This is a genomic window from Tropicibacter sp. S64, assembly GCF_049803835.1.
Classification (GTDB): Bacteria; Pseudomonadota; Alphaproteobacteria; order Rhodobacterales; family Rhodobacteraceae; genus Pacificoceanicola.
In genome coordinates, this window is the sequence record NZ_JBNAGK010000012.1 from 117,908 (window position 1) to 140,914 (window position 23,007).

The 23,007-nt window shown below is 66.7% G+C and carries 23 protein-coding genes; 6 read left to right on the forward strand and 17 right to left on the reverse strand.

Features of this window, described 5'->3' with window-relative positions:
* The first annotated feature begins 62 nt into the window (after nt 1-62).
* Nucleotides 63-887, forward strand: coding sequence for a VPLPA-CTERM sorting domain-containing protein (locus tag ACP159_RS18980; protein WP_425101288.1), 825 nt, complete (start codon nt 63-65; stop codon nt 885-887).
* Nucleotides 888-1,019: 132 nt separating this feature from the next.
* Complete coding sequence (locus ACP159_RS18985) at nt 1,020-1,868, forward strand: VPLPA-CTERM sorting domain-containing protein (protein ID WP_425101289.1); 849 nt, start codon at nt 1,020-1,022, stop codon at nt 1,866-1,868.
* A 63-nt stretch (nt 1,869-1,931) separates the two neighbouring features.
* On the opposite strand, the gene ACP159_RS18990 is transcribed toward ACP159_RS18985, so the two are convergent.
* From ACP159_RS18990 to ACP159_RS19020, 7 genes are all read right to left on the reverse strand, one after another.
* Nucleotides 1,932-2,531 (reverse strand): superoxide dismutase, encoded by a 600-nt coding sequence (locus ACP159_RS18990; RefSeq protein WP_425101290.1) that lies wholly within the window; start codon nt 2,529-2,531, stop codon nt 1,932-1,934.
* Between the two features lie 146 nt (nt 2,532-2,677).
* Nucleotides 2,678-3,088, reverse strand: coding sequence for a hypothetical protein (locus ACP159_RS18995; protein ID WP_425101291.1), 411 nt, complete (start codon nt 3,086-3,088; stop codon nt 2,678-2,680).
* Between the two features lie 127 nt (nt 3,089-3,215).
* Entirely contained in the window at nt 3,216-3,782 is a 567-nt protein-coding gene (locus ACP159_RS19000) for a sarcosine oxidase subunit gamma (RefSeq protein ID WP_425101292.1), read from the reverse strand.
* Nucleotides 3,775-6,795, reverse strand: coding sequence for a sarcosine oxidase subunit alpha family protein (locus tag ACP159_RS19005; protein WP_425101293.1), 3,021 nt, complete (start codon nt 6,793-6,795; stop codon nt 3,775-3,777). The genes ACP159_RS19000 and ACP159_RS19005 overlap by 8 nt, the downstream gene beginning before the upstream one ends.
* A gap of 76 nt (nt 6,796-6,871) precedes the next feature.
* Nucleotides 6,872-7,201: a sarcosine oxidase subunit delta gene (locus ACP159_RS19010; RefSeq protein ID WP_425101294.1), complete on the reverse strand. Its 330-nt coding sequence runs from the start codon at nt 7,199-7,201 to the stop codon at nt 6,872-6,874.
* Nucleotides 7,202-7,498: 297 nt separating this feature from the next.
* Nucleotides 7,499-7,780: a hypothetical protein gene (locus ACP159_RS19015; RefSeq protein WP_425101295.1), complete on the reverse strand. Its 282-nt coding sequence runs from the start codon at nt 7,778-7,780 to the stop codon at nt 7,499-7,501.
* Between the two features lie 64 nt (nt 7,781-7,844).
* Nucleotides 7,845-9,110 carry a sarcosine oxidase subunit beta family protein gene (locus ACP159_RS19020; RefSeq protein WP_425101296.1) on the reverse strand — a complete coding sequence of 422 codons (1,266 nt, stop codon included), beginning with the start codon at nt 9,108-9,110 and terminating at the stop codon, nt 7,845-7,847.
* Nucleotides 9,111-9,295: 185 nt separating this feature from the next.
* Here ACP159_RS19020 and ccmI point away from each other — a divergent pair, with 185 nt between their 5' ends.
* Genes ccmI through ACP159_RS19035 form a run of 3 tightly spaced genes read left to right on the forward strand, consistent with a single transcriptional unit; the run spans nt 9,296 to nt 11,241 of the window.
* The gene (gene ccmI, locus ACP159_RS19025) at nt 9,296-10,525 is read left to right on the forward strand and encodes a c-type cytochrome biogenesis protein CcmI (RefSeq protein WP_425101297.1); all 1,230 of its coding nucleotides are present in this window, start codon (nt 9,296-9,298) and stop codon (nt 10,523-10,525) included.
* Entirely contained in the window at nt 10,522-10,989 is a 468-nt protein-coding gene (ruvX, locus tag ACP159_RS19030; RefSeq protein WP_425101298.1) for a Holliday junction resolvase RuvX, read from the forward strand. The genes ccmI and ruvX overlap by 4 nt, the downstream gene beginning before the upstream one ends.
* A 9-nt stretch (nt 10,990-10,998) precedes the next feature.
* The gene (locus tag ACP159_RS19035; protein WP_425101299.1) at nt 10,999-11,241 is read left to right on the forward strand and encodes a DUF1289 domain-containing protein; all 243 of its coding nucleotides are present in this window, start codon (nt 10,999-11,001) and stop codon (nt 11,239-11,241) included.
* On the opposite strand, the gene ACP159_RS19040 is transcribed toward ACP159_RS19035, so the two are convergent.
* The 3 genes from ACP159_RS19040 to dusA all read right to left on the reverse strand — a co-directional run bounded on the left by ACP159_RS19040 (nt 11,238) and on the right by dusA (nt 14,342).
* Nucleotides 11,238-12,407, reverse strand: a complete 1,170-nt coding sequence (locus ACP159_RS19040; protein ID WP_425101300.1) for a calcium-binding protein — start codon at nt 12,405-12,407, stop codon at nt 11,238-11,240. The two genes, ACP159_RS19035 and ACP159_RS19040, sit on opposite strands and share 4 nt — an antisense overlap.
* 118 nt (nt 12,408-12,525) lie before the next feature.
* Nucleotides 12,526-13,347, reverse strand: coding sequence for a sulfite exporter TauE/SafE family protein (locus ACP159_RS19045; protein WP_425101301.1), 822 nt, complete (start codon nt 13,345-13,347; stop codon nt 12,526-12,528).
* The gene (dusA, locus tag ACP159_RS19050) at nt 13,344-14,342 is read right to left on the reverse strand and encodes a tRNA dihydrouridine(20/20a) synthase DusA (protein ID WP_425101302.1); all 999 of its coding nucleotides are present in this window, start codon (nt 14,340-14,342) and stop codon (nt 13,344-13,346) included. The genes ACP159_RS19045 and dusA overlap by 4 nt, the downstream gene beginning before the upstream one ends.
* A gap of 537 nt (nt 14,343-14,879) precedes the next feature.
* On the opposite strand from dusA, the gene ACP159_RS19055 reads away from it, so the two are divergent.
* Nucleotides 14,880-15,554, forward strand: a complete 675-nt coding sequence (locus ACP159_RS19055; protein WP_425101303.1) for a DUF2270 domain-containing protein — start codon at nt 14,880-14,882, stop codon at nt 15,552-15,554.
* Nucleotides 15,555-15,714: 160 nt separating this feature from the next.
* Here the strand turns inward: ACP159_RS19055 and ACP159_RS19060 are convergent, their stop codons facing one another.
* The 7 genes from ACP159_RS19060 to ACP159_RS19090 form a co-directional block, all read right to left on the reverse strand.
* Complete coding sequence (locus ACP159_RS19060; RefSeq protein ID WP_425101304.1) at nt 15,715-16,782, reverse strand: TonB family protein; 1,068 nt, start codon at nt 16,780-16,782, stop codon at nt 15,715-15,717.
* The gene (locus ACP159_RS19065; RefSeq protein ID WP_425101305.1) at nt 16,779-17,165 is read right to left on the reverse strand and encodes an ExbD/TolR family protein; all 387 of its coding nucleotides are present in this window, start codon (nt 17,163-17,165) and stop codon (nt 16,779-16,781) included. The genes ACP159_RS19060 and ACP159_RS19065 overlap by 4 nt, the downstream gene beginning before the upstream one ends.
* 1 nt (nt 17,166) lies before the next feature.
* Entirely contained in the window at nt 17,167-17,535 is a 369-nt protein-coding gene (locus tag ACP159_RS19070) for a biopolymer transporter ExbD (protein ID WP_425101306.1), read from the reverse strand.
* Nucleotides 17,528-18,169, reverse strand: a complete 642-nt coding sequence (locus ACP159_RS19075) for a MotA/TolQ/ExbB proton channel family protein (protein WP_425101307.1) — start codon at nt 18,167-18,169, stop codon at nt 17,528-17,530. The genes ACP159_RS19070 and ACP159_RS19075 overlap by 8 nt, the downstream gene beginning before the upstream one ends.
* Nucleotides 18,166-18,588, reverse strand: coding sequence for a hypothetical protein (locus ACP159_RS19080; protein WP_425101308.1), 423 nt, complete (start codon nt 18,586-18,588; stop codon nt 18,166-18,168). The genes ACP159_RS19075 and ACP159_RS19080 overlap by 4 nt, the downstream gene beginning before the upstream one ends.
* A gap of 134 nt (nt 18,589-18,722) precedes the next feature.
* Nucleotides 18,723-21,032: a GMC oxidoreductase gene (locus tag ACP159_RS19085; protein WP_425101309.1), complete on the reverse strand. Its 2,310-nt coding sequence runs from the start codon at nt 21,030-21,032 to the stop codon at nt 18,723-18,725.
* A gap of 43 nt (nt 21,033-21,075) precedes the next feature.
* Nucleotides 21,076-22,911: a hypothetical protein gene (locus tag ACP159_RS19090; RefSeq protein ID WP_425101310.1), complete on the reverse strand. Its 1,836-nt coding sequence runs from the start codon at nt 22,909-22,911 to the stop codon at nt 21,076-21,078.
* Nucleotides 22,912-23,007: the final 96 nt, after the last annotated feature.

The window sequence follows — 23,007 nt, forward strand, 5'->3', positions numbered from 1 at the left end:
TGCTGGAATCACCGACGAGGCGCACCCTTTGCCATTGTCAGCGATTTCCGACAGGACCATTCATGAAACTCTTTACGCCTCTGGCACTGAGCGCCACTTTGCTTGCCGTGCCCCTTCCCGCTCTGGCTGCCACGCTCTCCTACGGCCCCTTCACCGGCAGCCATTACCATGAAGGCGGCAATATCGGCCCCGACTACGCAGCCACGACCGCCCTGGACCGCACGTCGGCCTTTGGCCCGTCCGGCAGCGGCAGTTTCTCGGATTCGGTTTCCAAGACCTACACCGGGGACATGGGCGCCGGGCGGATCGGCACCGCGGATGTGACGGGGGCAACAAACGGCACCCTCGGGACCTACGGTTTTTCCGCGAATTCGGTGGTGACCACGTCCTCCACCTGCGTCGTCGATCCGACACCGGTCGAGGCGGACTGCCTGCCGTTCATCGGGATGCAGTCTTACATCCTCTTCGAGTTCGTCGCCTCGGCGGATGCGCAGATGAGCTATTCCATCGACTGGGCGGGGGGCGCGGGCGATCCGGGGATCAGCCTCGCCGACTATTTCTCCTTCCAGTTCCAGGCGTTCAACGGCTTCGCCTTCTCCTCCTACGGCCTGCCCAGCTACTCGACCAACGAGCTGGGTGATCAGCAGACCGCCGGGACTCTCAGCGGCGTCCTCGACCTGGTGGGCGGCAACGCCTACCGCTTCGAGATCGGCGTCAGGGCGCAAAGCCAGTCGAACGGCGAAGTCGGGGTTCCGGCGCTGGACAGCGGTTTCTTCACCGTCGAGGCGAGCATCGCCGCCGTTCCCCTGCCCGCCGGTCTGCCGCTGCTCCTTGGTGGATTGTCCGGGCTGGTGCTCGCTGGACGCAGGCGCAAGTCATTGCACTGAAAGGAAAACAGACCCTCCCTGAGTCCTGCAAGCGGGGGACGAAACGCCTCCGCCACCGTGCCGATTGTCCCGATTGGCCGCGGCGTGTAGACTTCGAGCATATTCTTCGTGCTCATTCAGTCAGGACTTGCCATGTTGTCATTTCGTATCCCGGCCATCGCGCTGGCTATGTTTGCCCTTCCCGGAAGCCTTTCGGCGGCAACCTTCACCTACACGGCGTTCAGCGGAACGCATTACCACGCGGGCGGCAACATCGGACCCGGATATTCCGCAACCACCGCGCCGGACCGCACCTCCACTTTCGCGCCGGACGGCGGCGGATACCTCTCGGACTCGGTCTTCGACAGCTACGCGGGGGAAATCTCCGCCGGGCGGATCGGACGCGGACAGGCCACGGGCGCAACAGGTGGCCAGCTGACCAGCGACGGCTTCTATTTCAGCTCCGACGTGACAACCGAGGCCGAATGCATCGCGAACCCCACCACCGCGACCTGCCCGCCGTTCATCCGCAGCCAGGCCGACCTCTGGGTAGAGTTCATCCCCGATGTGAACACCACCCTCTATTACGATGTGAACTGGGCCGGCGGCGATACCGATCCGGGCCTGAACCTCGTGGATTACGTTGACTACTCCATCGCCCGGTTCAACGGCTTCGGCTACGTCAACCTGTACAGCTATTCCACCAACACCACCGGCGAAGTGGCCCCGTTCGGGAATGACAGCGGGTCGGTGAGCCTGCTGGCCGGGACCACCTACCGTTTCAGCCTGGCCCTCTCCGCCTATTCGATTTCAAACGGCGCAGTGGGCGTGCCCTTCCTTGATGCGGCGGGCGTCGACGTCTCGCTGAGCGCGGTGCAGTCCAACGCCAATGCCGATCTTGTCGACGGTCTGCTTGCCCCGGTGCCCCTGCCCGCCGCGCTCGGGCTGATGGCCGGGGCGCTCGGCGGACTTGCCGGGGTGCGCAGACGCAGACGCGGCTGACCTCACCAGACGAAAAAAGGCCCGCCGGATGGCGGGCCTTTTGGTGTTCCGGACGACCGGGGATCAGAGGCGCGAAGCCACGTTTTCCCAGTTCACCAGGTTGTCGAGGAAGTTGGCGAGATACGCGGGGCGCTTGTTGCGGAAGTCGATGTAGTAGGAGTGCTCCCACACGTCGCAACCCAGAAGCGCGGTCTGGCCGAAGCACAGCGGGTTCACGCCGTTCTCGGTCTTGGTGACCTTGAGACCGCCGTCCGTGTCTTTCACCAGCCAGCACCAGCCGGAGCCGAACTGACCTGCGCCCGCGGCGGAGAAGTCTTCCTTGAACTTCTCGACCGAGCCGAAGCTCTCCTTGATGGCGCTTTCCAGCTCGCCCGGCATGGCCGCGGCGCCCGGCCCCATCATCTCCCAGAACTGCATGTGGTTCCAGTGCTGGGACGCGTTGTTGAAGATGCCGTTCTGGGCAACCGCGCCGGCCTGGTAGGTGCCTTTGACGATCTCTTCGAGAGACTTCCCTTCCCACTCGGTGCCGGCGATCAGCTTGTTGCCGTTGTCGACATAGGCCTTGTGGTGGATGTCGTGGTGATACTCCAGCGTCTCCTGGCTCATGCCCTTGGAGGCCAGTGCGTCGTGGGCGTAGGGAAGATCGGGAAGTTCGAATGCCATGGACATTCCTCCGTTTTGCTTGGGTTATTCTTGCCGTATACCTGTCCCGCCTGCCCGGTCACGTCAAGGGCAATGCGGGAAATCGCACCGTGCATCTGCGCAGGTCATCCTGCGCCCGCCTGCCTGAACGGCGGTGCGCTGCGGCGTTACCGGATCGGCTTCTTCTCGCACTTTCCCTTGCCACGAAACGTATCCGCATACCCGACCGGCAGAGCCGACAGGTTGAGCTCGCCATTCGCCTTCATGTAGGTCGCACGATACTGGATCGTCGCGATCTGGTTGAAATCGTTCTTGATCCGGATGTCCCAGGCAAAGGTTGTGCGCTTGGCGTTGTCGGTCTTGATCCGGCCCGCAATGGGCTTGCGGTCATTGTAATAGAGGATCACCGGGTCCGAGACGACTACGGCCTTGGTTTGATCATCGACGCCAATGAAAAGCACTTCGGGTATATAGGAACCGCCACTGATTTCCCGGACCTGGCATTCATAGCCGAACTGGGAAGCAAACCCGGGATTGGCGAGAAAGAGCGCGGTGGCGGCGCAGACGAAATGCTTCATGGTCACTCCTTGACGACAGTCCGGCCAAAGTACCTGCCCCGTCCAGGAACACAACCGCAAAGGACGCGAAAGCGCGTCAACGTCGACACGCCGGGGTGGAGGGATACACCCCGGCGGCCGAGTGCGCTCAGAAGTAGCCGACCGCGCTGTCCGGGTGGGCGGCGGTCTTGAGCAGGGCAAAGGTGTAATCGGCGACGGAGCGGAAGCAGATCACCGTGGCCTCTTCTTCCGACGTCAGCCAGAAGGCCGCCGCAACCTGCGCGAAGCGGGTCCGCTTGACCTCGCCCACCGGCAGCCCTTCGGGCGAGAGGTCGGCGGGGGAGATCTTGGCCAGAACCTCGCGGATGTTGCCGCCGGTCAGACGGAACACCGCGCGGGCATCGGAAACATTGGCAACCAGCGAATGGCTCCCGGCCAGCGCCTGACCCAGCGTGTCCACAGCGCCGGTCACATCGGCATAGGGACACAGGACCAGAAGCTCGTCCGGCGACATCCAGAGCACGGCCCGGTCCCCGTCCACCGAGGCCCGCCGCGTCTGCGGCAGGGCCGCGCCGGTGACGCCGCTCAGTGCGTGGGTCATGTCGTGCGAGGCGAGATCGCCACGCAGGGTGATCATGCCCAGCGGGCCGATCTCCTCGATCTTCACCAGGCCGTCAAAGCTGGCGTTGTTCAGCGGGCTGACGAGTTCAGACATTCTGTTTCTCCCCTTCCGGGTCAAAGAACACCGGGCTGACGATCTTGGCGGCGACCAGCGTCTCGCCGTCGTCCTTCATGAAGTGGATGATTTCGCCCATGCGGTCCGGCCCGTTCAGCACCAGACCCATGGCAATCCCGCGATCCAGCGTCGGCGAATGGTAGGTCGAGGTCACGCGGCCCTGCGTATTGCGCTGGCCGTTGGCGTTGCGGCCGTCCTTGATCGCATAGGCGCCATCGGGCAGCACCGAGCCGTCCACCGTCTCCAGCCCGACCAGCTGCCAGCGGGTCGGATCGGTCATGTGGCTGCGCTCCTGCGCCCGCTTGCCGAGGAAGTCCTCTTTCTTCTTCGAGATCGCCCAATGCAGCCCGAGGTCCTGCGGGATCACCGTGCCGTCGGTCTCGTCGCCGATCATGATGAAGCCCTTCTCGGCCCGCATGATGTGGAGGCATTCCGTGCCATAGGGCGTGATGTTCCACTGCGCGCCAACCTGCATGCAGAGGTCCCAGAAGGCCTGGCCATAGCTCGCCGGAACGGCAATCTCGTAGCTCAGCTCGCCGGAGAAGGAGATGCGGTAGGCGCGGCAGGGAATCCCGCCGAGCGTGCCGTCCTTCCATTCCATGAAGGGCAGCGTTTCCTTGCTGACATCCATGCCGCCGAGCGCTTCGAGCAGCTTGCGGGCGTTCGGGCCGACCACGGCGATCTGGGCGTATTGCTCGGTGACGTTGGCGGTGTAGACTTTCCAGTCCCACCATTCGCACTGGAGCCAGTCTTCCATATGGGCATGGATGCGATCCGCGCCGCCGGTGGTGGTGTGGCAGAGGAAGGTCTCCTCGTCGATCCGCGCCACCACGCCGTCGTCCATCAGGAAGCCGTTCTCCGAGCACATCAAACCATAGCGGCACTTGCCCGGTTTCAGCGTGCTCATCATGTTGGTGTAGAGCATGTCGAGGAATTTGCCCGCATCCGGGCCCTTGACGATGATCTTGCCAAGCGTGGATGCGTCAAGCAGACCAAGGCTTTGCCGGGTGTTCTTCACCTCGCGCATCACCGCGTCATGCTTGCTCTCGCCTGCCTTCGGGAAGCAGTACGGGCGGCGCCAGTGGCCGACCGGCTCGAACTCCGCACCATGGGCCTCGTGCCAGGCGTGCATCGGGGTTTTCCGCAACGGCTGGAAAATCTCGCCCCGCGCCTCGCCGGCAATCGCGCCCATGGAAATGGGCGTGTACGGCGGGCGGAAGGTGGTGGTGCCGACCTGCGGGATGTCCTCACCCAGTGCATGAGCAAGCGTCGCGAGGCCGTTGATGTTGCTGAGTTTCCCCTGATCCGTTGCCATGCCGAGCGTGGTGTAGCGCTTGGTATGCTCGACGCTCTCGTAACCCTCGCGGGCGGCGAGTTGCACGTCGGAGACCTTCACGTCGTTCTGGTAGTCGAGCCAGGCTTTCATCTTCAGCTCCGGCCCCGCGCCCTGCGGCATGAGCCAGACCGGCATCATCGCGGATTCCTCCGCAGATGCACCGCTGGAGGCCGCGCCCGAAACCGCCCCGCCACAACGCTCCGCAGCGGATTTTCCTGCCGCGTGCGCGTCTTGCAAGGCGTCATTCAGATGCAGGAAACCGTTGGCCGTGCCAGCCGGAATGACGAAAGCCTTGCCGTCGAAGCTCGTCGGCGCACGGTTCGCGTCCGGGCGGAAGAAAGCCTGCGCCTCGTCCCAGAGCAGCTTGCCGCCGCAATGGGACCACAGGTGCACGACGGGCGACCAGCCGCCGGACATGGCGACGCAGTCGCAGGCGATTTCCTCGACCATCGCGCCTTCACCAGCCTGGCTGCAGGTGTGCACACCGGTGACGCGCTTGCCGCCGAAGACCTTGGCAATCGCCTGCCCTTCGAGCACGCGAATGCCGGCCGCCTTCGCCTCTGCCACCAGAGCCGGGGCAACGGCATGGACGCGGACGTCGATGATCGCCGGAACGGACAGACCGTTGGCAACCAGCGTCAGCGCGGTGCGGTAGGCGTCATCGTTGTTGGTCACGACAACCGTGCGGTCCCCTATGGAGACCCCGTAGTCGACGACGTAATCGCGCACGGCAGAAGCCAGCATGACCCCGGGAATGTCGTTGCCCGCGAAGCTGAGCGGACGCTCGATGGCGCCGGTCGCGGTGACGATCTGTTTGCAACGGATGCGCCAGAGGCGGTGACGGGGACCGCCCGCTTTCGGCGCGTGGTCGGTCAGCCGCTCGTAGGCGAGGACATAGCCGTGGTCATAGACGCCGGACGCCATGACACGGGCGCGCAGGGTCACGTTCGGCATGGCTTTCAGCGCTGCAACGGTCTCATCGACCCAGGCCTGCGCCGGTTTGCCGTCGATTTCGCCGCCGTCCACCGGCGTGCGCCCGCCCCAATGGGCGGTCTGCTCGATCAGCATGACCTTGAGGCCGGATTCGCCCGCTGCCTTCGCCGCCTGAAGACCGGCAACGCCGCCGCCGACGATCAGAATGTCGATGTGTGCGTAGAAATGCTCGTAGGTGTCCGGATCGCGCGTCTCCGCATCCGGCGCCTTGCCCAGACCGGCGGACTGGCGGATGAAGGGCTCGTAGACGTGCTTCCAGAACGGACGCGGGTGGATGAACATCTTGTAGTAGAAGCCCGCGGGCAGGAAACGCGCGAACTTCTGGTTGATCGCGCCCACGTCGAATTCGAGGCTCGGCCAGTGGTTCTGCGAGGTGGCCTTCAGCCCGTCGAACAGCTCCGTCGTGGTGGCGCGGGCGTTCGGCTCGTGGGTGACGCCTTCGCCGAGGTTCACCAGCGCGTTCGGCTCCTCGGCGCCCGAGGCGACGACGCCGCGCGGGCGGTGGTACTTGAAGCTGCGGCCCATCAGCATCTGGTCATTGGCCAGAAGCGCGGACGCCAGCGTGTCGCCGGCGTGGCCGGTGAAGCGTTTGCCGTTGAAACTGAACGAAACCTGTTTGGAGCGGTCGATCAGGCGGCCGGATTTGGCAAGACGTGTGCTCATGTGGAGGAGCCTTCGCTGGTGGCGGGCACCCGGGGTTTCACCCCGGACCCGAGGATATTTGAAGCAATTGGAAACATCAGGACAGGTCGCGCCACGACCAGCCCGGATGCCGGGCGGAGACGGCGTTCTTGATGTGCTGCGGCGGCTCGGTCGTCTGGGCCGGATAGGTGCCGAAGACTTCAAGCGTCACGGTGTCGCGCGCGGCGAGGAACCACTTGCCGCAGCCGTAGGCATGGCGCCAGCGCTCGAAATGCACACCGCGCTTGTTCTCGCGCAGGAAGAGGTAGCCTTCGAAGGCGTCATCCTCGGAACCCGGCCCGAAACGCTTGAGGTGCGCTTCGCCGCCGGGAGCAAGCTCGGTTTCATCAGCTTTGACGCCACAACAGGGGCATTCAAGGATCAGCATGGGGCCATTCCTCTGGACAGGGAGGGGAGTGCATCCGCAGGGTGCAGGACACGGAAGAAAGACGTGGAAAGAACCCGCGTTTGCAGATCGCCGTGCGCGCGCTGCCGGTCAGAGCCGGTCGTGCGCCGAAAGCGCATGGCCGCGGCCATGGTGCCGCCTTGGGCGGCCGCAAGGACGGCTGATCTGTGCGGGATAAGGGGGCGGCGAAGGTCCGCGGTCAGGCCGCGGTCTTGGACGGAGCCGTGCGAACCGGCCACGCCAGCGGCGCAGCCGATCCGGATGTCGCGGAAAATCGTGTCAGTTGCCGTTTGCGGCGTCTTCGACAGCCTTGGCAGCGCCTTCGACGGCGTTGGCAGCATCCTGAGCAGCGCCCTGGGCGTCAGCGGCCGGCGCACTTTCCTCGATGGTGACATTGATGTCGGACGCGTCCGAGCCGGAGACACCGACATTGGTGAACACGAAGAAGCCGATGACGGCGACGACAACGACGAGGATGCCGACGATGAAGGCAATCCCGGAGTTGCCACCGCGATCCGTCGTGGTGGTTGTTGTGGTGTTGTGATGCGTGGAATCGGACATGGGTCTGTACCTCTGCAATTTCGATTTGCAGACTGAACCCCGGTCCTGTGGAAAAGGTTCCGCATCAGTGCGCGACCCCCGCCGCGACGCTTTCGTCGATGAACTTGCCTTCGCGGAAGCGGAACATGCTGAATTCGTCGGTCAGCGGCGAGTGGCCCTTGGCGATGAGTTCCGCCATGCCCCAGCCGGAGCCGGGGATCGCCTTGAAGCCGCCGGTGCCCCAGCCGCAGTTGATGAAGCAGCCCTGAAGCGGCGTCTTCGACAGGATCGGCGAGCGGTCGCCGGTCATGTCCACGATACCGCCCCACTGGCGCAGCATCTTGAGGCGGGAGACCATAGGGAAGGTCTCGATCAGCGCCCGCACCGTCTCCTCGATGTGGTGGAAGCTGCCGCGCTGGGTGTAGTTGTTGAAGCCGTCGGCGCCGCCGCCGATGACCATCTCGCCCTTGTCGGACTGCGACATGTAGCCGTGCACGGTGTTGGCCATGACGACGCAGTCCATCACCGGCTTGATCGGCTCGGAGACCAGCGCCTGCAGCGCCACGGACTCGATCGGCAGGCGGAAGCCAGCCATCTCCGCCAGCACACCGGAGTGACCGGCGACGACGATGCCGAGCTTGTCGCAGTCGATGGGGCCGAGGGTGGTGTCGACGCCGCGCACCTCACCGCCGTGCTGGCGGATGCCGGTGACTTCACATTTCTGGATGATGTCCATGCCCATGTCGGAACAGGCGCGGGCATAGCCCCAGGCCACGGCGTCATGCCGGGCGGTGCCTCCCCGGGCCTGCCACAGCCCGCCAAGCACCGGGTAACGCGGGCCGTCGAGGTTGATGATCGGCACGATCTCCTTGACGCGCTGGGGAGAAATGAACTCGGTGGTCACACCCTGCAGCACGTTGGCATGGGCGGTGCGCTTGTAGCCGCGCACCTCGTGCTCGGTCTGGGCGAGCATGATGACGCCGCGCGGCGAGAACATGACGTTGTAGTTCAGGTCCTGCGACATCGTCTCGTAGAGCGAGCGGGCCTTCTCGTAGATCGCCGCGGAAGGGTCCTGCAGGTAGTTCGAGCGGATGATGGTGGTGTTGCGTCCGGTGTTGCCGCCGCCGAGCCAGCCCTTCTCGATCACCGCGACATTGGTGATGCCGAAGTTGCGTCCGAGGTAATAGGCGGTGGCGAGACCGTGGCCCCCGGCCCCGACGATGACCACGTCATAGCGCTTTTTCGGCGTCGCCTTTCGCCACGCCCGTTCCCAGCCCGTGTGATAGCGCGCCGCCTCGCGGGCAACGGCGAAGACCGAGTAACGTTTCTTCGGAGAGGTGTTCAGGGGCATGGCATCGAATCCGGGAAATGGCCTGTCTTGGCGTTCTGACTAATGGTGATAGCGTCCCGTGCTGCGCCTGCAACCGTCACAATTCGGGACAGTTGCGACATGGGGCCGCCTGTCGCGGCTTTTGCCCTTTTTTCCGGCGCGCTCCTGCCATAGATGCAAGGGGACGAATGGAAGTTGGAGACGCCATGCTGTTCTGGATTGTCGCGATCGGGCTGGCCCTTGCAGTCGCCGCGCTGCTGGCGCGCGGGATCATGCGCGGGCGTGCGGGTGCGACGCCTGCGGCGGCCTTCGATCTGCAGGTCTATCGCGATCAGCTGGCGGAAATCGACCGTGACGCGGCGCGTGGCGTGATCCCGTCCGAGGAGGCCGAGCGGCTGCGCACGGAAGTCTCCCGCCGCATCCTCGCCGCCGACGCCAAGGCGCAGACAGCCGGGCACAGCCGCGAGGCCAGCGGCTACAGCGGCATGCTCGCCGCGATGCTGGCGGTGCTGATCGTCGGTGGCGGCGCCGGAACCTACATTATTCTGGGCGCGCCGGGCTATCCGGATCTGCCGCTGGCCGGCCGCATCGCGGCGGCCAAGGAAGCGCGGGAGAACCGTCCCGGGCAGGCGGTTGCGGAAGAGAACCTGCCCCCCGCCGCGCCGGTGGATGCGCCCGCCGAGTACACGGAACTCGTGCAGAAACTGCGGGCCGCCGTGGCGGAGCGTCCGGACGATTTGCGCGGGCACATGTTGCTGGCGCGGTCCGAGGCGGCCCTGGGCAATTTCACCGAGGCCTGGAAGGCGCTGGCGCGGGTGACCGAGCTCAAGGGCGACCAGGTCACCGCGAAGGACTATGCCGACCTCGCCGACATGATGGTGATCGCCGCCGGGGGCTATGTCTCGCCGGAGGCGCAGAAGGCGCTGGAAGAAGCCCTCGCCCGCGACCCGCGCAACGGCGTCGCGCGGTATTACGGCGGGTTGATGATGGCGCAGACCGGACGCCCGGATGTCGCCTTCCGCATGTGGGACCAACTCCTGCGCGAGAGCGAGCCGGACGCGCCCTGGCTGCCCGCGATCCGCGAGCAGATCCAGGAACTGGCGTTCCGCGCCGGGGAGACCGATTACCAGATCCCGGGTGTCACGCCTCCGATGCTGCGCGGGCCGAGTGCCGGGGACGTGGCCGCGGCGCAGGACATGACGCCCGAGGCGCGCATGGAGATGATCCGCGGCATGGTCGGCCAGCTGTCCGACCGGCTGGCGACCGAGGGCGGCACCCCGGAGGAATGGGCGCGGCTGATCTCCTCGCTCATGGTGCTGGGCGATGCGGATCAGGCCAGGGCGATCTGGGCCGAGGCGCAGACCCGCTTTGCCGAGACGCCGGAGGCGCTGGCGACCATCCGCGCCGCCGCCGAGCGGGCCGGGATCGCGGAATGATCCACGACGATATCGCCGAGTTTGCCGGGGCGCTCACGCCGATGAGCGCGATTGCGGGCCTCGATCTCGGGACCAAGACCATCGGAGTCGCGGTCTCCGACAGCCTGCGCAGCATCGCGACGCCGCTGGAGACGATCAGGCGAAAGAAGTTCACCGAGGACGCGAATGCGCTGCTGGCGATCCTGCAAAAGCGCGGGATCACCGGCATCGTGCTCGGCCTGCCGCGCAACATGGATGGCTCGGAAGGGCCGCGCTGCCAGTCGACCCGTGCCTTTGCCCGGAATTTCGACCGTCTGTGGCAGGGGCAGATCACCTTCTGGGACGAGCGCCTGAGCACCGTTGCCGCCGAACGGGCGCTTCTGGAGGCGGATACGTCACGAAAACGTCGCTCCGAGGTCATAGATCACGTCGCGGCGGGGTATATCCTGCAAGGGGCGCTGGACCGCCTGCGTCACCTTGGGTAAGGCTTCGGCATGAAAGACGAAATCTGGAAGCGCAACGAAATCGAAAGCCCCTGCACAAAGGTCTGCGTCATCCATCCGGAAGCCCGGCTCTGCGCGGGCTGCCTGCGCTCGATCGACGAGATCACCCAGTGGTCGCGCATGGACCCGGAAACCCGTCGCGCCATCATGGCCGAGTTGCCCTCCCGTGCGCCGAAGCTGGCACAGCGCCGGGGTGGACGGGCGGCGCGTCTGGCGCGCCGCTCCGAAGATTAGGCCGCAACCACCGTCACGAAATCGCTTGTAAGGCTGGTCGCGCCGCCCGCGACCCGGGCGACTTCGTAGAAGTTGCCGTCCAGTTCCAGCATCACGAGCGCATCGTTTCCCTGAGGTTCGATGGTGATCTGCGCCCCGGCGGAACCCGCCGCGGGCACCTCGACGACAATCATGTCCTGATCGGCGCCCGTGTAATCGAAATCGGTGATGACCGCCGCCGTCGCGGTGGGCGAAACGGACGACGGGTCATAGACAAAGCTGTCCGGCCCCGCGTTCCCGGCCACCGAGATGGCGCCATCCAGCGCGATCTGGTCCGCCCCGTCCCCGCCCCGCACGAACTCGGCGGAGATGATGTCATCCCCCGCGCCGCCGTCCGCCGTATCGGTGCCGCCGAAGCCGGTGATCACGTCATTGCCGTTGCCTCCGTCGAGGTAGTCGTTCTGGTTACCGCCTTCGAGCGTGTCGTCGCCATCATCGCCGATCAGCGTGTCGCTGCCGTCGACCCCGCTGTAGCGGTTGATGTAGAGCAGGTCGTTTCCATCGCCGCCGAGCAGAACATCCCGCCCGTAATCCCCGCGCAGGGTATCGTTCCCGGCATCCCCGGCCAGCGTGTCGTTGCCCTCGTTTCCGAAGAGCATGTCGTCGCCGATGCCGCCGCTGAGGTTGTCGTCGCCAAGACCGCCGTAGAGCGTGTCATTGCCTTCGCTGCCGTCCGCCGTGTCGCTCCCGTCGCCGCCGTTGATGGTGTCGTTGCCCCCCTGGCCAACGATGTTGTCGTTGCCCGCTTCACCCAGCAGCTTGTCGTCGCCATCGCCGCCGTTGAGGATGTCGTCGCCGTCACCGCCGAGGATCTTGTCCTCACCGATGCCCCCGACAAGGCTGTCATTTCCGTCCTGGCCATGCAGGGTATCATTGCCTGCCCCGCCGTCCACCGCGTCGTTGCCGATCCCGGCATAGACCAGATCGTTTCCGTTCAGCGCCAGATAGACATCGTCCCCGGACCCCAGGTCGATGACATCGTCACCATTGGTGCCCTGTCCCGGCTGCGGTGACGCACCTCCGCCGGAGCCAGCGCCCCCGTCGCCGTCATCGTCCGACGATCCACCGCCAAAATCCATCACCGCGCCGAGCAGCAGCAGCGGCAACAACGTCCAAAGCAAAACCATGACGCACCCTCCAGAAGCAATCGGTTAACAATTGCTTAACGCCACAATTTTGCCAAGGTTTTTCTGTGCTTATGAGGGTTTGGAAACAATCGGCCCCGGTGGGCCGTATTGTGTCCTCTCAGCCCATCAATGCCTTGCGCAGCATGTTCGCCGACACGATCAGGATGAAGACCGCGAAGGTCCGGCGCAGGGTCAGCGCCGGCAAGGCATGGGCCAGTTTCGCGCCCCAGGGCGTGGTGATGAGTGTCATCGACACCGCGATCAGGAACGCCGGGACGTTGACCGCGCCGATCGTGTAGGGCGGCGCATCCGCGACGGTCAGCATCAGGAACCCGATCACCGAAGGCACCGCGATCAGGAGGCCAAAGCCCGCCGCCGTCGCCACGGCCCGGTGCATCGGCATGTTGTAAAGCGTCATCAGCGGCACGCCGAAGCTGCCGCCGCCGATGCCCATGAGCACCGAGAGAAATCCGACCAGAGGCGAAAGCACCGCGCGGGCAATCCCCGTCGGCATCTGCTGGCCCAGCCGCCAGTGCTGCTTGCCGAAAGCCATGTAGAGCCCGACCAGCCCGGCCAGCACGCCGAAGATCACCGCCAGCGCCACCGAGCGCAGTCCCGCCGCCGTGAGCATCCCGACGATGGCGCCGATGACGATCCCGGGCGCCCAGGTCCTGAGCACGGCCCAGTCCACCGCGCCCTTCTTGTTGTGCGAGTGCACGGAGCGGATGGAGGTCACGATGATGGAAGCCAGCGAGGTGGCCAGACAGACCTGCATCAGCATCGGTCCGGCATAGCCGAGCCCGCTGAACACGAAGTAGAAAACCGGCACCAGAACGATCCCGCCGCCGACGCCGAACAGCCCGGCGAGGACACCGGCAAAGGCGGAGGAGGCCATCATCAGCACGATGAGTGGCAACAGCGTGGCGAAATCATATGTCATGCGGCTTGTCCCTGCTCGACCTGCGCCAGCGCCTCCTCGATCAGCTCCGGTCCGGCACCCGGGCGCGACGCCCCTTCGGAAAGGACCCGCCGCCACAGACGCGCACCGGGGCGCCCTGCAAAGAGGCCCAGCATGTGCCGCGTCACCTGATGCAACTTGCCCCCCGAGGTCAAGTGCGCCTCTGTATAGGGCAACATGGCGCGGGCGATGTCTTCGGGTGTGTTGGCACCTGGCGCGGCCCCGAACAGGCGCGCATCCGCTTCGCCCAGGATGTCCCAGGGCCGGTGATAGGCGGCGCGCCCGACCATCACGCCGTCGAAACCCGCGTTCAGGAATTCCTCTGCCTCGTCAAGGCTTTCCACGCCGCCGTTCACGCTCATGTGGAGATGCGGAAACGCCCGCTTCATGCGTTTGACGAGGTCGTAGTCCAGCGGCGGGATGTCCCGGTTCTCCTTCGGCGAAAGCCCCTGGAGCCAGGCCTTGCGGGCATGGATCTGGAACCGCGTCACCCCGGCGGCGGCGACGGTTTCGATGAAATCCGGCAGCACCCGCTCCGGATCCTGGTCATCGACCCCGATGCGGCATTTTACCGTTACCTCGGTCTGCACCGCATCCCTCATCGCCTTGCAGCAATCCGCGACAAGCTCCGGCGTCCGCATCAGGATCGCCCCGAAGGTGCCCGATTGCACCCGGTCGCTCGGACAGCCGCAGTTGAGGTTGATCTCGTCATACCCCGCCTCCGCCCCGAGCCGCGCCGCCCGCGCAAGCTCCACCGGGTCAGAGCCTCCCAATTGCAGCGCAACCGGATGCTCCTCGGGATTGTACTCCAGCAAATGCACCGCCCCCCCGCGCACCAGCGCCGGTGCCGTGACCATCTCCGTGTACAGCAAGGCTTCCGCCGTCATCAGCCGATGCAGATATCGGCAATGTCGGTCGGTCCAGTCCATCATCGGGGCGACGCTCAACCTTGCGTTACCGCAAACAGTTGATTTCATTGCATTGTGCCTCTCGTTTGGCAAACCGAGACGTGCTCCATTCATTCCGATCCACAAATCGTTGTTCGATCCCCGCTCTCGTCATGGAATGCAAGCGCGTGGTGGGTCGGTCGCCTATCTGGCACAGATCGCCATCGAAAGAAAAGGGCAATGGCTGCACCGGGTGCCGTCGATCCGGGTGCGGACGTTCGGCGATGGCATCTACGAGGGCACGCGGGATAGCGTGACGGACATCGGTCGCACATGCGCCAGGGTGCAGCGCCTGACCCTTGCATGCGACATTGCACACACCGCACAGATCGTGGCTCCGCGCGCCGGATTGCAGCGTGTCCCCGTGCGTTGTGACCGGCAGACGGCCGGCCCTGTCCGCGCAAGCCGCGGCTTGCAGTTTTGGTTGCCAGCGAGGGAACCGGTCTGGTGCCTCTCTTGCAAGGACAGACGCCTGCGTTTTTCCCGCCCAGATACCGCCCGCCCGCGCAGGAGGTTTTGACCGGCCCGCCGCCGCGTGCAAGGATGGCGGTGCAGGGGAGGACCGCCATGGCGGAGGAGAAACGCAAGGACCTCAATGCCGCGGAGATCGGAGCGGTGGCGCATCTCTATCGCGCCGAGGTCTACCGCTCGACGATCTGGCGCACCCGGCTCGATACCACGACGAACTGGTCGGTGGTGACGCTGGGGATCGCCCTCTCGATCACCTTTGCCGCGCCGACGGCCTCGGCGCTGCCTCTGGTCCTGGTCGGTATCCTTTTGATGTTCTTCCTGTTTCTCGAAGCGCGGCGTTATCGGTTCTTCAATGTCTGGCGGGCACGCTGCCGGTGGATGGAGACGCATTTCTATGCGCCGATGCTGCATGACGGCGACCTGCACCTGGAGGAGAACTGGCAGAAGACGCTGGCCGAGGACTACTGGCGGCCCGAGTACCATGTCAGCATGATGACTGCCCTGGGCCGCCGGGTGCGCAGCAACTACCTTTGGATCCTGCTGATCCAGACTCTGGCCTATCTCGCCAAGCTGACGGTGCACCCCGAGCCCGCGACGGCTTTCTCCCAGATCGTCGACCGCGCGGCGGTCGGGCCGATCCCCGGGCTGATCATGCTGTGTCTCGGCGGCGTCTACATCGCCTTCGCCATCGGGGTGGCCCTCTGGAGCCGCAACCAGGACCGCCAACGCGCCCTGCGCCGGGGCACCGGGCGTGGCAGCAGCATGGGCTAGCGACGCGGCGCGGCACCGTGCAGGTCCGAGCCGCCGTGTGAAGTTTCCGCGATCCCCGGGATCGACCGGGATTGAAATACGCTGCGCCGGGTGGCGGACGTGCAGGAGGCGAGCGGAAACGCGATCTTCGACCCGCCTGAGCAGGTCAACACGGCGTGAACTATCGGGACGTGACGCGGATCACGAACTGGCGCGGTGCGCCGGGCGGCGGCGGCGGACAGGAGCCGACACCGCGAATGCGCTTGACCGCAACCCGGTCCAGTTCCGGATTGCCGGAGGGTTTCGCCAGAGCAACCCCGGTGATGCGCCCGTTGCCGGAAACGCTGAAACTGACCACGGCGACTCCGCCCCCACGCACCCCGGCGCGACTGCCACGGGAGGCGCAGGCCATGACCTTCCCGGGATAATTGCTCGCCGCCGCGCTGCCGGTGGCCTCCCGGGTCTTGCCGCCCGAACCGCTTGCGCCGGCCTTGGAGGTCCGCGTTCCGGTGACCGATCCGGCGCGGGCGTCGCGTGCGGCATTGCCGGTCTTCGCCGGTTTGGCGGACGTGGCTTCGGTCCGGCGCGGCGTCCGGCTCTGGGCAAAGGCCCTCGCCTTCTCGGCAACCGCCTGTTCGAAGGCCGCGCTGCGCGCCTCCGGCGGACGCCGGGAGCGTGTGACGGCGGCGGTCTGCGGCGTGGTACTTTCCAGCGGTTCGGCACGTGCCACCTCGGCAGGCCGCAGGGGCGGCTCCGGCAGGGCGCCTGTCTCGGCAGGCGCAACAGATGCCGATGCCGTGGGGGAAAGCGGAGCCGTGGCCGGGGCGGCTGCGGTGGTTTGCAGCAGGGCGTCCGGGACGGTCGGCGCGGCGCTGTCTGGTGGCACGACTGTCGGCGTTCTGGCGGCCTCGGCAGTATCGGCGACACGCGGTCTTGCCACCGGCAGGGTCGTTTCCGCCCTGGCAACTGCCGTCATTGGACTTGCCTCTGCCTTGAGGCTCTCCGCTTGGGCGGGACGGATCGGGTCCGCCGTGGCCTGTTCCGCCGTCGTCGTTACCGCTTCTGCCGGTACTGCGCTCAGCGTGCCCTGGACCATGTCGGCGAAGGACGCGCCCAGCCTGACCTCCGCCGCACCTCGCGCCCCTTCCAGCCTCACCGGCTCGCGCAGGAGCACCAGCGCCAGCGCCACATGGGCGCTACCCGCCAGCAGCAGGGCCGCGAGTTTGACGCTGCGCGAGGTGGCGATCATGGCAGCCCCCGCTCGGTGACGATCACCACCTGTCCGGCGCCCGCCGCCCTGAGCTCGCGGCCAAGCCGCACAAGCGTCTGCGCGGGCAGGTCCCGGTCCGGCACCAGCCGGACGCGTTTGAGCGCCTCGGCATCAAGGCCCGCGACATGATCCGCCGCGGAGGCCACCCCCTGACCCTGGTACGACAGCCGCCCGTCCGCGAAGACGACCAGGGCGTCGGCGGGGGTCTGGCGGTCGAGGTCTGCGGTGCGCACCAATGTCAGATCGGGATCGAGCGGGCGCGACAGGGTTCCCGCGACGAGGAAGAAGATCAGCATCAGGAAGACGATGTTGATCAGCGCAATCGTCGGCTCACGCTCGGATCTGGCCCGCCGCCTGCGCATGTCAGGACCGCTCCAGCACGGTGACCTGCACCCCCGGCACGGCCCGCAGGGCGACGAGCAGGTCGGTCAGGCGCTGCGCCGTGACGGCCTCGGCCAGGGAGACGAGCACGACCGGAGCCTCCTCGCCAAGGCGGGATTTCAGCGCATCCAGCGCGACGGGTGTGCCGTTGAGGTCCAGACCGGCTGGCGACAGCCGCAGGAAAAACGGCTTGGCCGCCCCGGACGCCGCGCCGCCCGCGCCGTCCGCCGCAAGCTCGACCTCGGCAAAACGGGTGAAGGTCGAGCTCAGCATGAAGAACAGCAGCAGCAGGAAGATCACGTCGATCAGCGAGGTCAGCGCAAGGCGGCGGCGGCGGGCGGGTTTACGCATGGGCAGCCCGGGCCTCCTTGATGCCGCCTTTGCCATTCGGGGAGAGGATGGTGTGCAGGGCGCTGGACGCCAGCACCCGCTCCTTGTCCATCCGCGCCTCCAGCCAGCTCAGGATCGCGGTGGTCGGCATGGCGACGGCGAGGCCGACGGCAGTGGTCAGCAAGGCAACCCAGATGCCACCCGCCAGGATCGACGGATCGACCTGGCTGCCCGCCGCCTGCAACGCCTGGAAGGCGGAGATCATGCCCAGCACGGTGCCGAAGAGACCCAGAAGCGGTGCCAGCTGCGCGACGGAATCGAGCAGGCGGAAGCCGCGTTCGAGCGTGGCAAAGCGTAGCTCCGCCTCCGCCTCCAGCCGCTCCGCGTCGCCCTGCCCGGCCATCGCCATCTCCACCACCGGCGCGAGGTAGCTGCGCGATCGGCCAAGGTGCCCGCGCGCCGCCGCGCGATCCCCGGCGTCCCAGGCCGCGACCGCCTGCGCCAGCGCCTTGTGCCGCCCGACCCCCGCCGCCGCGAATTGCCACAGTTTGTAGAGCACGACCGTCATCACCAGCACCGACAGCACGCCGAGCAGCAGGACCACGGGACCGCCGAGGTCATAGATCTGGCGCAGGCTGTCCGCCAGTGCGCTCATCCGATCACCTCGACGCCGATGCGGGTGGAAAGGGTCAGCCCGTCCATGCACAGGCCCGCCGTGCCATCCGCCGCATCGCAGGTCTGGGCACCGTTGATGAGCACCTTGCCGAGGCGTTCGCAGGCCAGATCCGGGACCACGAACTGCCGCACCCGGGTGCGGCCCGTCGGCAAGGCCCCGAAATCGAACAGCGTCAGCCGGTCCACCGCCCCGTCCGCGTCGAACAGCACCGCCTCGAGCACGACCGACGTCAGGTCCACCGCCTGCCCGTTCAGGACGACAAAGCTCATGCGGCAGTCCCCTTCCTGCGCGGCGACGGAGTTGAGTTCGAGACTCAGCGTTCCCGTGGCGTCGTCCTGCGCCAACGCGGGGCTGGCGAGGGTCGCGAACAGGGCGGGAAACAGGGCGCGGAACGGCATGGCATCCTCCGTGGGGCGTGATCCGGTGCCACAGGGTTAGCCGCGCCGCCGGGTTTGCGATGGTTTACCAGCGACCATCCGCAGGGAAAAGCAGTCAGTTTGACGGCGGGGCCGGATCGGCAGGGCGGCTCCGGTCAGGCGGTGCCCGCCCCGCCCGCGAGATAGGTCTCCACCAGTTTCCCGCCGAACAGCCGCGCGAAGCCCGCCATCACCCGCGCCCGCGCCGCCACGGTGGGCGCGTTCAGCACCTCCATGGTGGACAACTGCCGGATGAAGTCCGGGATGGCGATGGTCAGCCTGCCCTGCGCCAGCACCGCGCCACCCGGGTCATGCCCCGCGATCAGACGGCAATCGAGCGTCGTGGTGTCGGTCCAGACGTCGAAACCGGGATCGTCCCGGATGGTCTTCAACCCGATGAACAGGGCCTTGCGGCCATCTTTCGCGGTCAGAGGCAGGGTGTACTCCATCGCCTTGGCCCCCGGAACCTCCGGATGGTCCGAGAACAGCCGGAAGCGGCCATCGACTGCTGTCAACGGCTCCGGCGAGACCATCGGGGCCATGACGGTTGCGGTGATCTCCGCCGTCGCCGTCCGATCGGAAAAGAACGCCTGCGCGTTCTCCATGGTGATCGTCGCGACGAAATGGCAGGCCACCGGCGCACCGCCTTGCACAGGCGTCATCTGGCCTGCCATCCTTTCGGTGAACCGCAGGCCGACGGGCGCCGCCATCTGCGCGGGCAAGGCGGGTGTCGGGGCGTCGGTGTCGAGACTGCGGCCTGTCGCCTCCGCCAGCCGCGTCATGGCCCGTTCCGCCACGGCGGTGATGGTCAGCAGCGGGTTGACCCCGACCGAGCGTGGCAGCACCGCGCCGTCGCAGACGTAGAGGCCCGGGTGCACGCCCCCGGCCCCGTCGAACACCCGGCAATCGCCGTCCACCACGCCGGTGCCCGCGCTTTGGCCCATCGGGCAGCCACCGAGCGGGTGCACGGTGATCAGCGCCTTGTCCGTCAGATCGGTCCAGACCGGATTCGGCACGTAGGTGCCGCCGATAGCCTGTGTCGCCGTTCTCAATGCGTCCGCGACGCGGGCGAACTGCGGGCGGTGCCCGACGTCCGGCCAGTGGATCGCGAGGCGGCCGCCGTCGAGCGCCAGTCGCCCGTCCGCGCCATCATGCGACATGACCAGATAGGTCTGCGTATGCGCCACCGCGCCATGACGCCCCCCGCGCACGAGGCTGTCGAGTTCGCGCAGCCGCTCCGGCAGCCAGTCGCCGGTGTCCGTGTCTTCGCCAAGGGCCCCGGCGGTCGCGGCCATCACCGGCGGCAACAGGTCCGCGAGACCGCCGGGGATCGCACCCTCCTCGATGATCATGCCATCCTCCAGCGCCTCGGTGCCGCGCCGGTCGATGGCGGCGACGATGGTGGGCCCGACAGGCGCGTGGTCGCCGCTGCGCGGATCGTAGCCAATGGCGTGTTCGCCCAGGCCGACGCCGTTCACCGGAACGTCATTGTTGTAGCCGAAGGCCAGGACGTCGCCGTTGCCCGAGAACCGCTCACCCAGGCACGGCGACAGGCGCAGCCCCTCCTCGCGCGACCGCAGCAGGATACGTGTGGAGCCGAGCGTTCCGGCGCCGAGCACGACCTTGCCTGCGTGGATGTGCAGGAGGTCATCGCCGAGCCGGTCGCGCCCGCCCGTTGTCATCCGGTAGGCCACCCGCCAGAGCGCCCCTTCGCGGCTCACGTGGTCCACCGCCAGCCCGCAGAAGATCTGCGCCCCATGCGCGACCGCATCGGCGAGGTAGGTCATTGCCGTGGTGGTCTTTGCCCCGGTGTTGCAGCCGGAACAGCAATCGCCGCAGAGCGTGCAGGCGGGTTGTTCGACCCCCGCCGCATTCGGCCCGCTCTCGAAGCGCACGTTGATCGGCACGGGTTTGGCCGGAGTGCCGAGCGCCGCGCCGGAGGTCTGCAGCGCCGCGAACTTCGCCAGCGCAGGCCAGTCCGCCGGATAGACCGCCGGTTGCAGCATCGCCGCCGCCCGGCGGTAGCCTTCCGCAAGCGCACCGTCGGCCCGCAGCGCCTCCGGCCAGGCCGGATCGTCAAACACGCGGGCATCGGGTTGCAGCGAGACATTGGCATTGATCAGCGAGGTGCCGCCCAGCCCGCAGCCGACGAGGACCGAGATGTCATCGCCGACGTGCAGGTCGAACAGGGCGCTCTCGCGGCCGATGTGACCGAGCCGCGAGGTGGATTGGAACGCCCGGGCGGCCTCCCACGCGGTGTCCGGAAACTCGCCCGGAAGGTACTCCAGCCCGCGCTCCAGCACCGCCACGCGAAAGCCCATCCGCGCCAGCCGCGAGGCGGCGACCCCGCCGCCGTACCCGGACCCGACCACCACCGCGTCATACTGCGCCTCCAGCGCCGTCCCCGGCTTCGACAGACGTTGCATGCCCTTCTCCTTTCCCGGTTTCCCAAAAACATGCAGGCCCCGCCTACGGCTCGAAACGGATCGGCGCCTCGATCATCTCCGGCCGCGGCCGCTCGTCCTCATCCGCTCCGGGCACCGCCCGCAGGCCGATGGGATAGACCGTCAGCGCACCATCCGTGCCGATCTTCATCCGCAGGAAATTGCGGTACTGGTCGATGCGGATCGACGAGAAGGCCTCGTTGAAATGGCGACCGAAGACGTTGAGCTGGATCAGCAGGTACAGGCCGAAGATCGTCCCGAAGACCAACGCGCCCACCGCCGCGCCGAGGATCACCGTCGGCACCTCCCAGACCGCGCTGGCGGCACTGGCCTCCACCGGACGGGCCAGCGCCTTCATGATGAACCAGACCGAGAGCAGCGCCCCGGCGGATTGCGCCAGCCAGTGCAGGAGGCTCGACGTCCAGCGCACCACGGGCCGGACCCGCCCGGCGAAATAGTAGTAGGCCGCAAGGCTGACGAACACCGCGCCCAGATGCAGCGGTGCCCGCCCGATCAGCCCGAGGTAGGCAGTGAGCGCGTCCCATCCGGAGCCCTGCGCGTGAATGTACCCGAGCAGGGTCTGCCCCTGGATCGCCACGCTCCACAGCGACAGCGTCCAGATGAACAGCAGGTAGACGGCAAAGATCGTCGCGGTCATGCCCGGGTTCAGCAGGGCAAACCACAGGTTTCTCATGGCAAGGCTGCGCGACGCGTCCCGCGGCGGATAGAGCGCCTCCCGCCCGTCCGTGCTGGCGATCCGGTAGACGCGTTCGGTCAGCGCATTGCGCTTTTCCTCCTGACGTCCGAGCGGGTGCCGCTCCACCGGGTCGAGGTGGTGCGTCGGGTGCAGGAACGCCCCGCCACCGCCCGCCACGATCAACGTGCGCGGGCGCGGCGCGGGAGTCTCCGTCTCCGGCATCGGCCCCTGCTCCCCCTCCTCCTCGTGTCGCACGTAGTGGTGGTGATCGCCGGTCAGGACCAGCCGGACGCGGTGGCCCTTGGGCGCGCCGTTCTCGTCGCGGACCCGCTCCGCCAGCGTGGAGACAAAATCGAACTGCTCGAAAGCTGTCCGGTCCACGGCCTGCGCCGCGCCCACCCAGCCCGGCGAGGCGACCGCGAGGATCACGTTCGCGCCGGGCTGCATCCACCTCTGTCCGACATAGGCGAAGTACTCGACCTGGCTCTTGTCGATATACCCCGCCAGCTGCGAATCGACCGCCCAGAGCCACCAGTTTCCCGGCAGTTTCAGGGCAAAGTAACTGCGTGTCTGCTGCGTGCTCCAGTTGGCGATGATCCGGCCCGGGCGCGGCACCGTCGCCTGTCCCGGGATCGCGATGCGGCGGCGGCAGAACAGGTGGCCGAAGGACACCAGCCCGTCGTACCAGTCATGATTGCCTGGCAACGCGTAAAGATCCGGCCCCGCGCTGCCGTAGTCCCGTTCGGGATAGCCATGCACCTCCTGCGTCGCCTGCTCCAGCGGGTCGATCAGACGCCTCTGGTATTCTTCCTTGGAGGGGTCCGGATAGACCTCGTCGCCGCCCAGCACGAGCACCCGCGCCGGGGGCAGCGGCGCATCGAGCCCGTCCACGGACAGCGCCGGATCGCACAGCAGCCGCGCCATGGCAAAGGTCGCGTCATAGCCGTCGCCGGTGTCGGACATGTAGTCGATCCAGAACGGCGCACCGCCTTCGGCGCTGTAATCCATCGCCGGGTCCATCGCCCCGTCCGAAACCGGCGCGTTCAGCGCCATGCTGTCCCGCCGGTCCGCGAAGGTGCCGAAGATCGACGAAAGCAGCACCCGAATCCCGGTCCGGAGGCCCAGTTTCGGCGTGTACCAATGGTTCATCTTGGGGCGCGACATCAGCGATCACTATAACAAAGGTTGCAATACCGTTACTTTAAGGCGAACAGACCTTGTCATTTCAACCCTTTCCGCCGTTCCGCGTCGGACGTAACC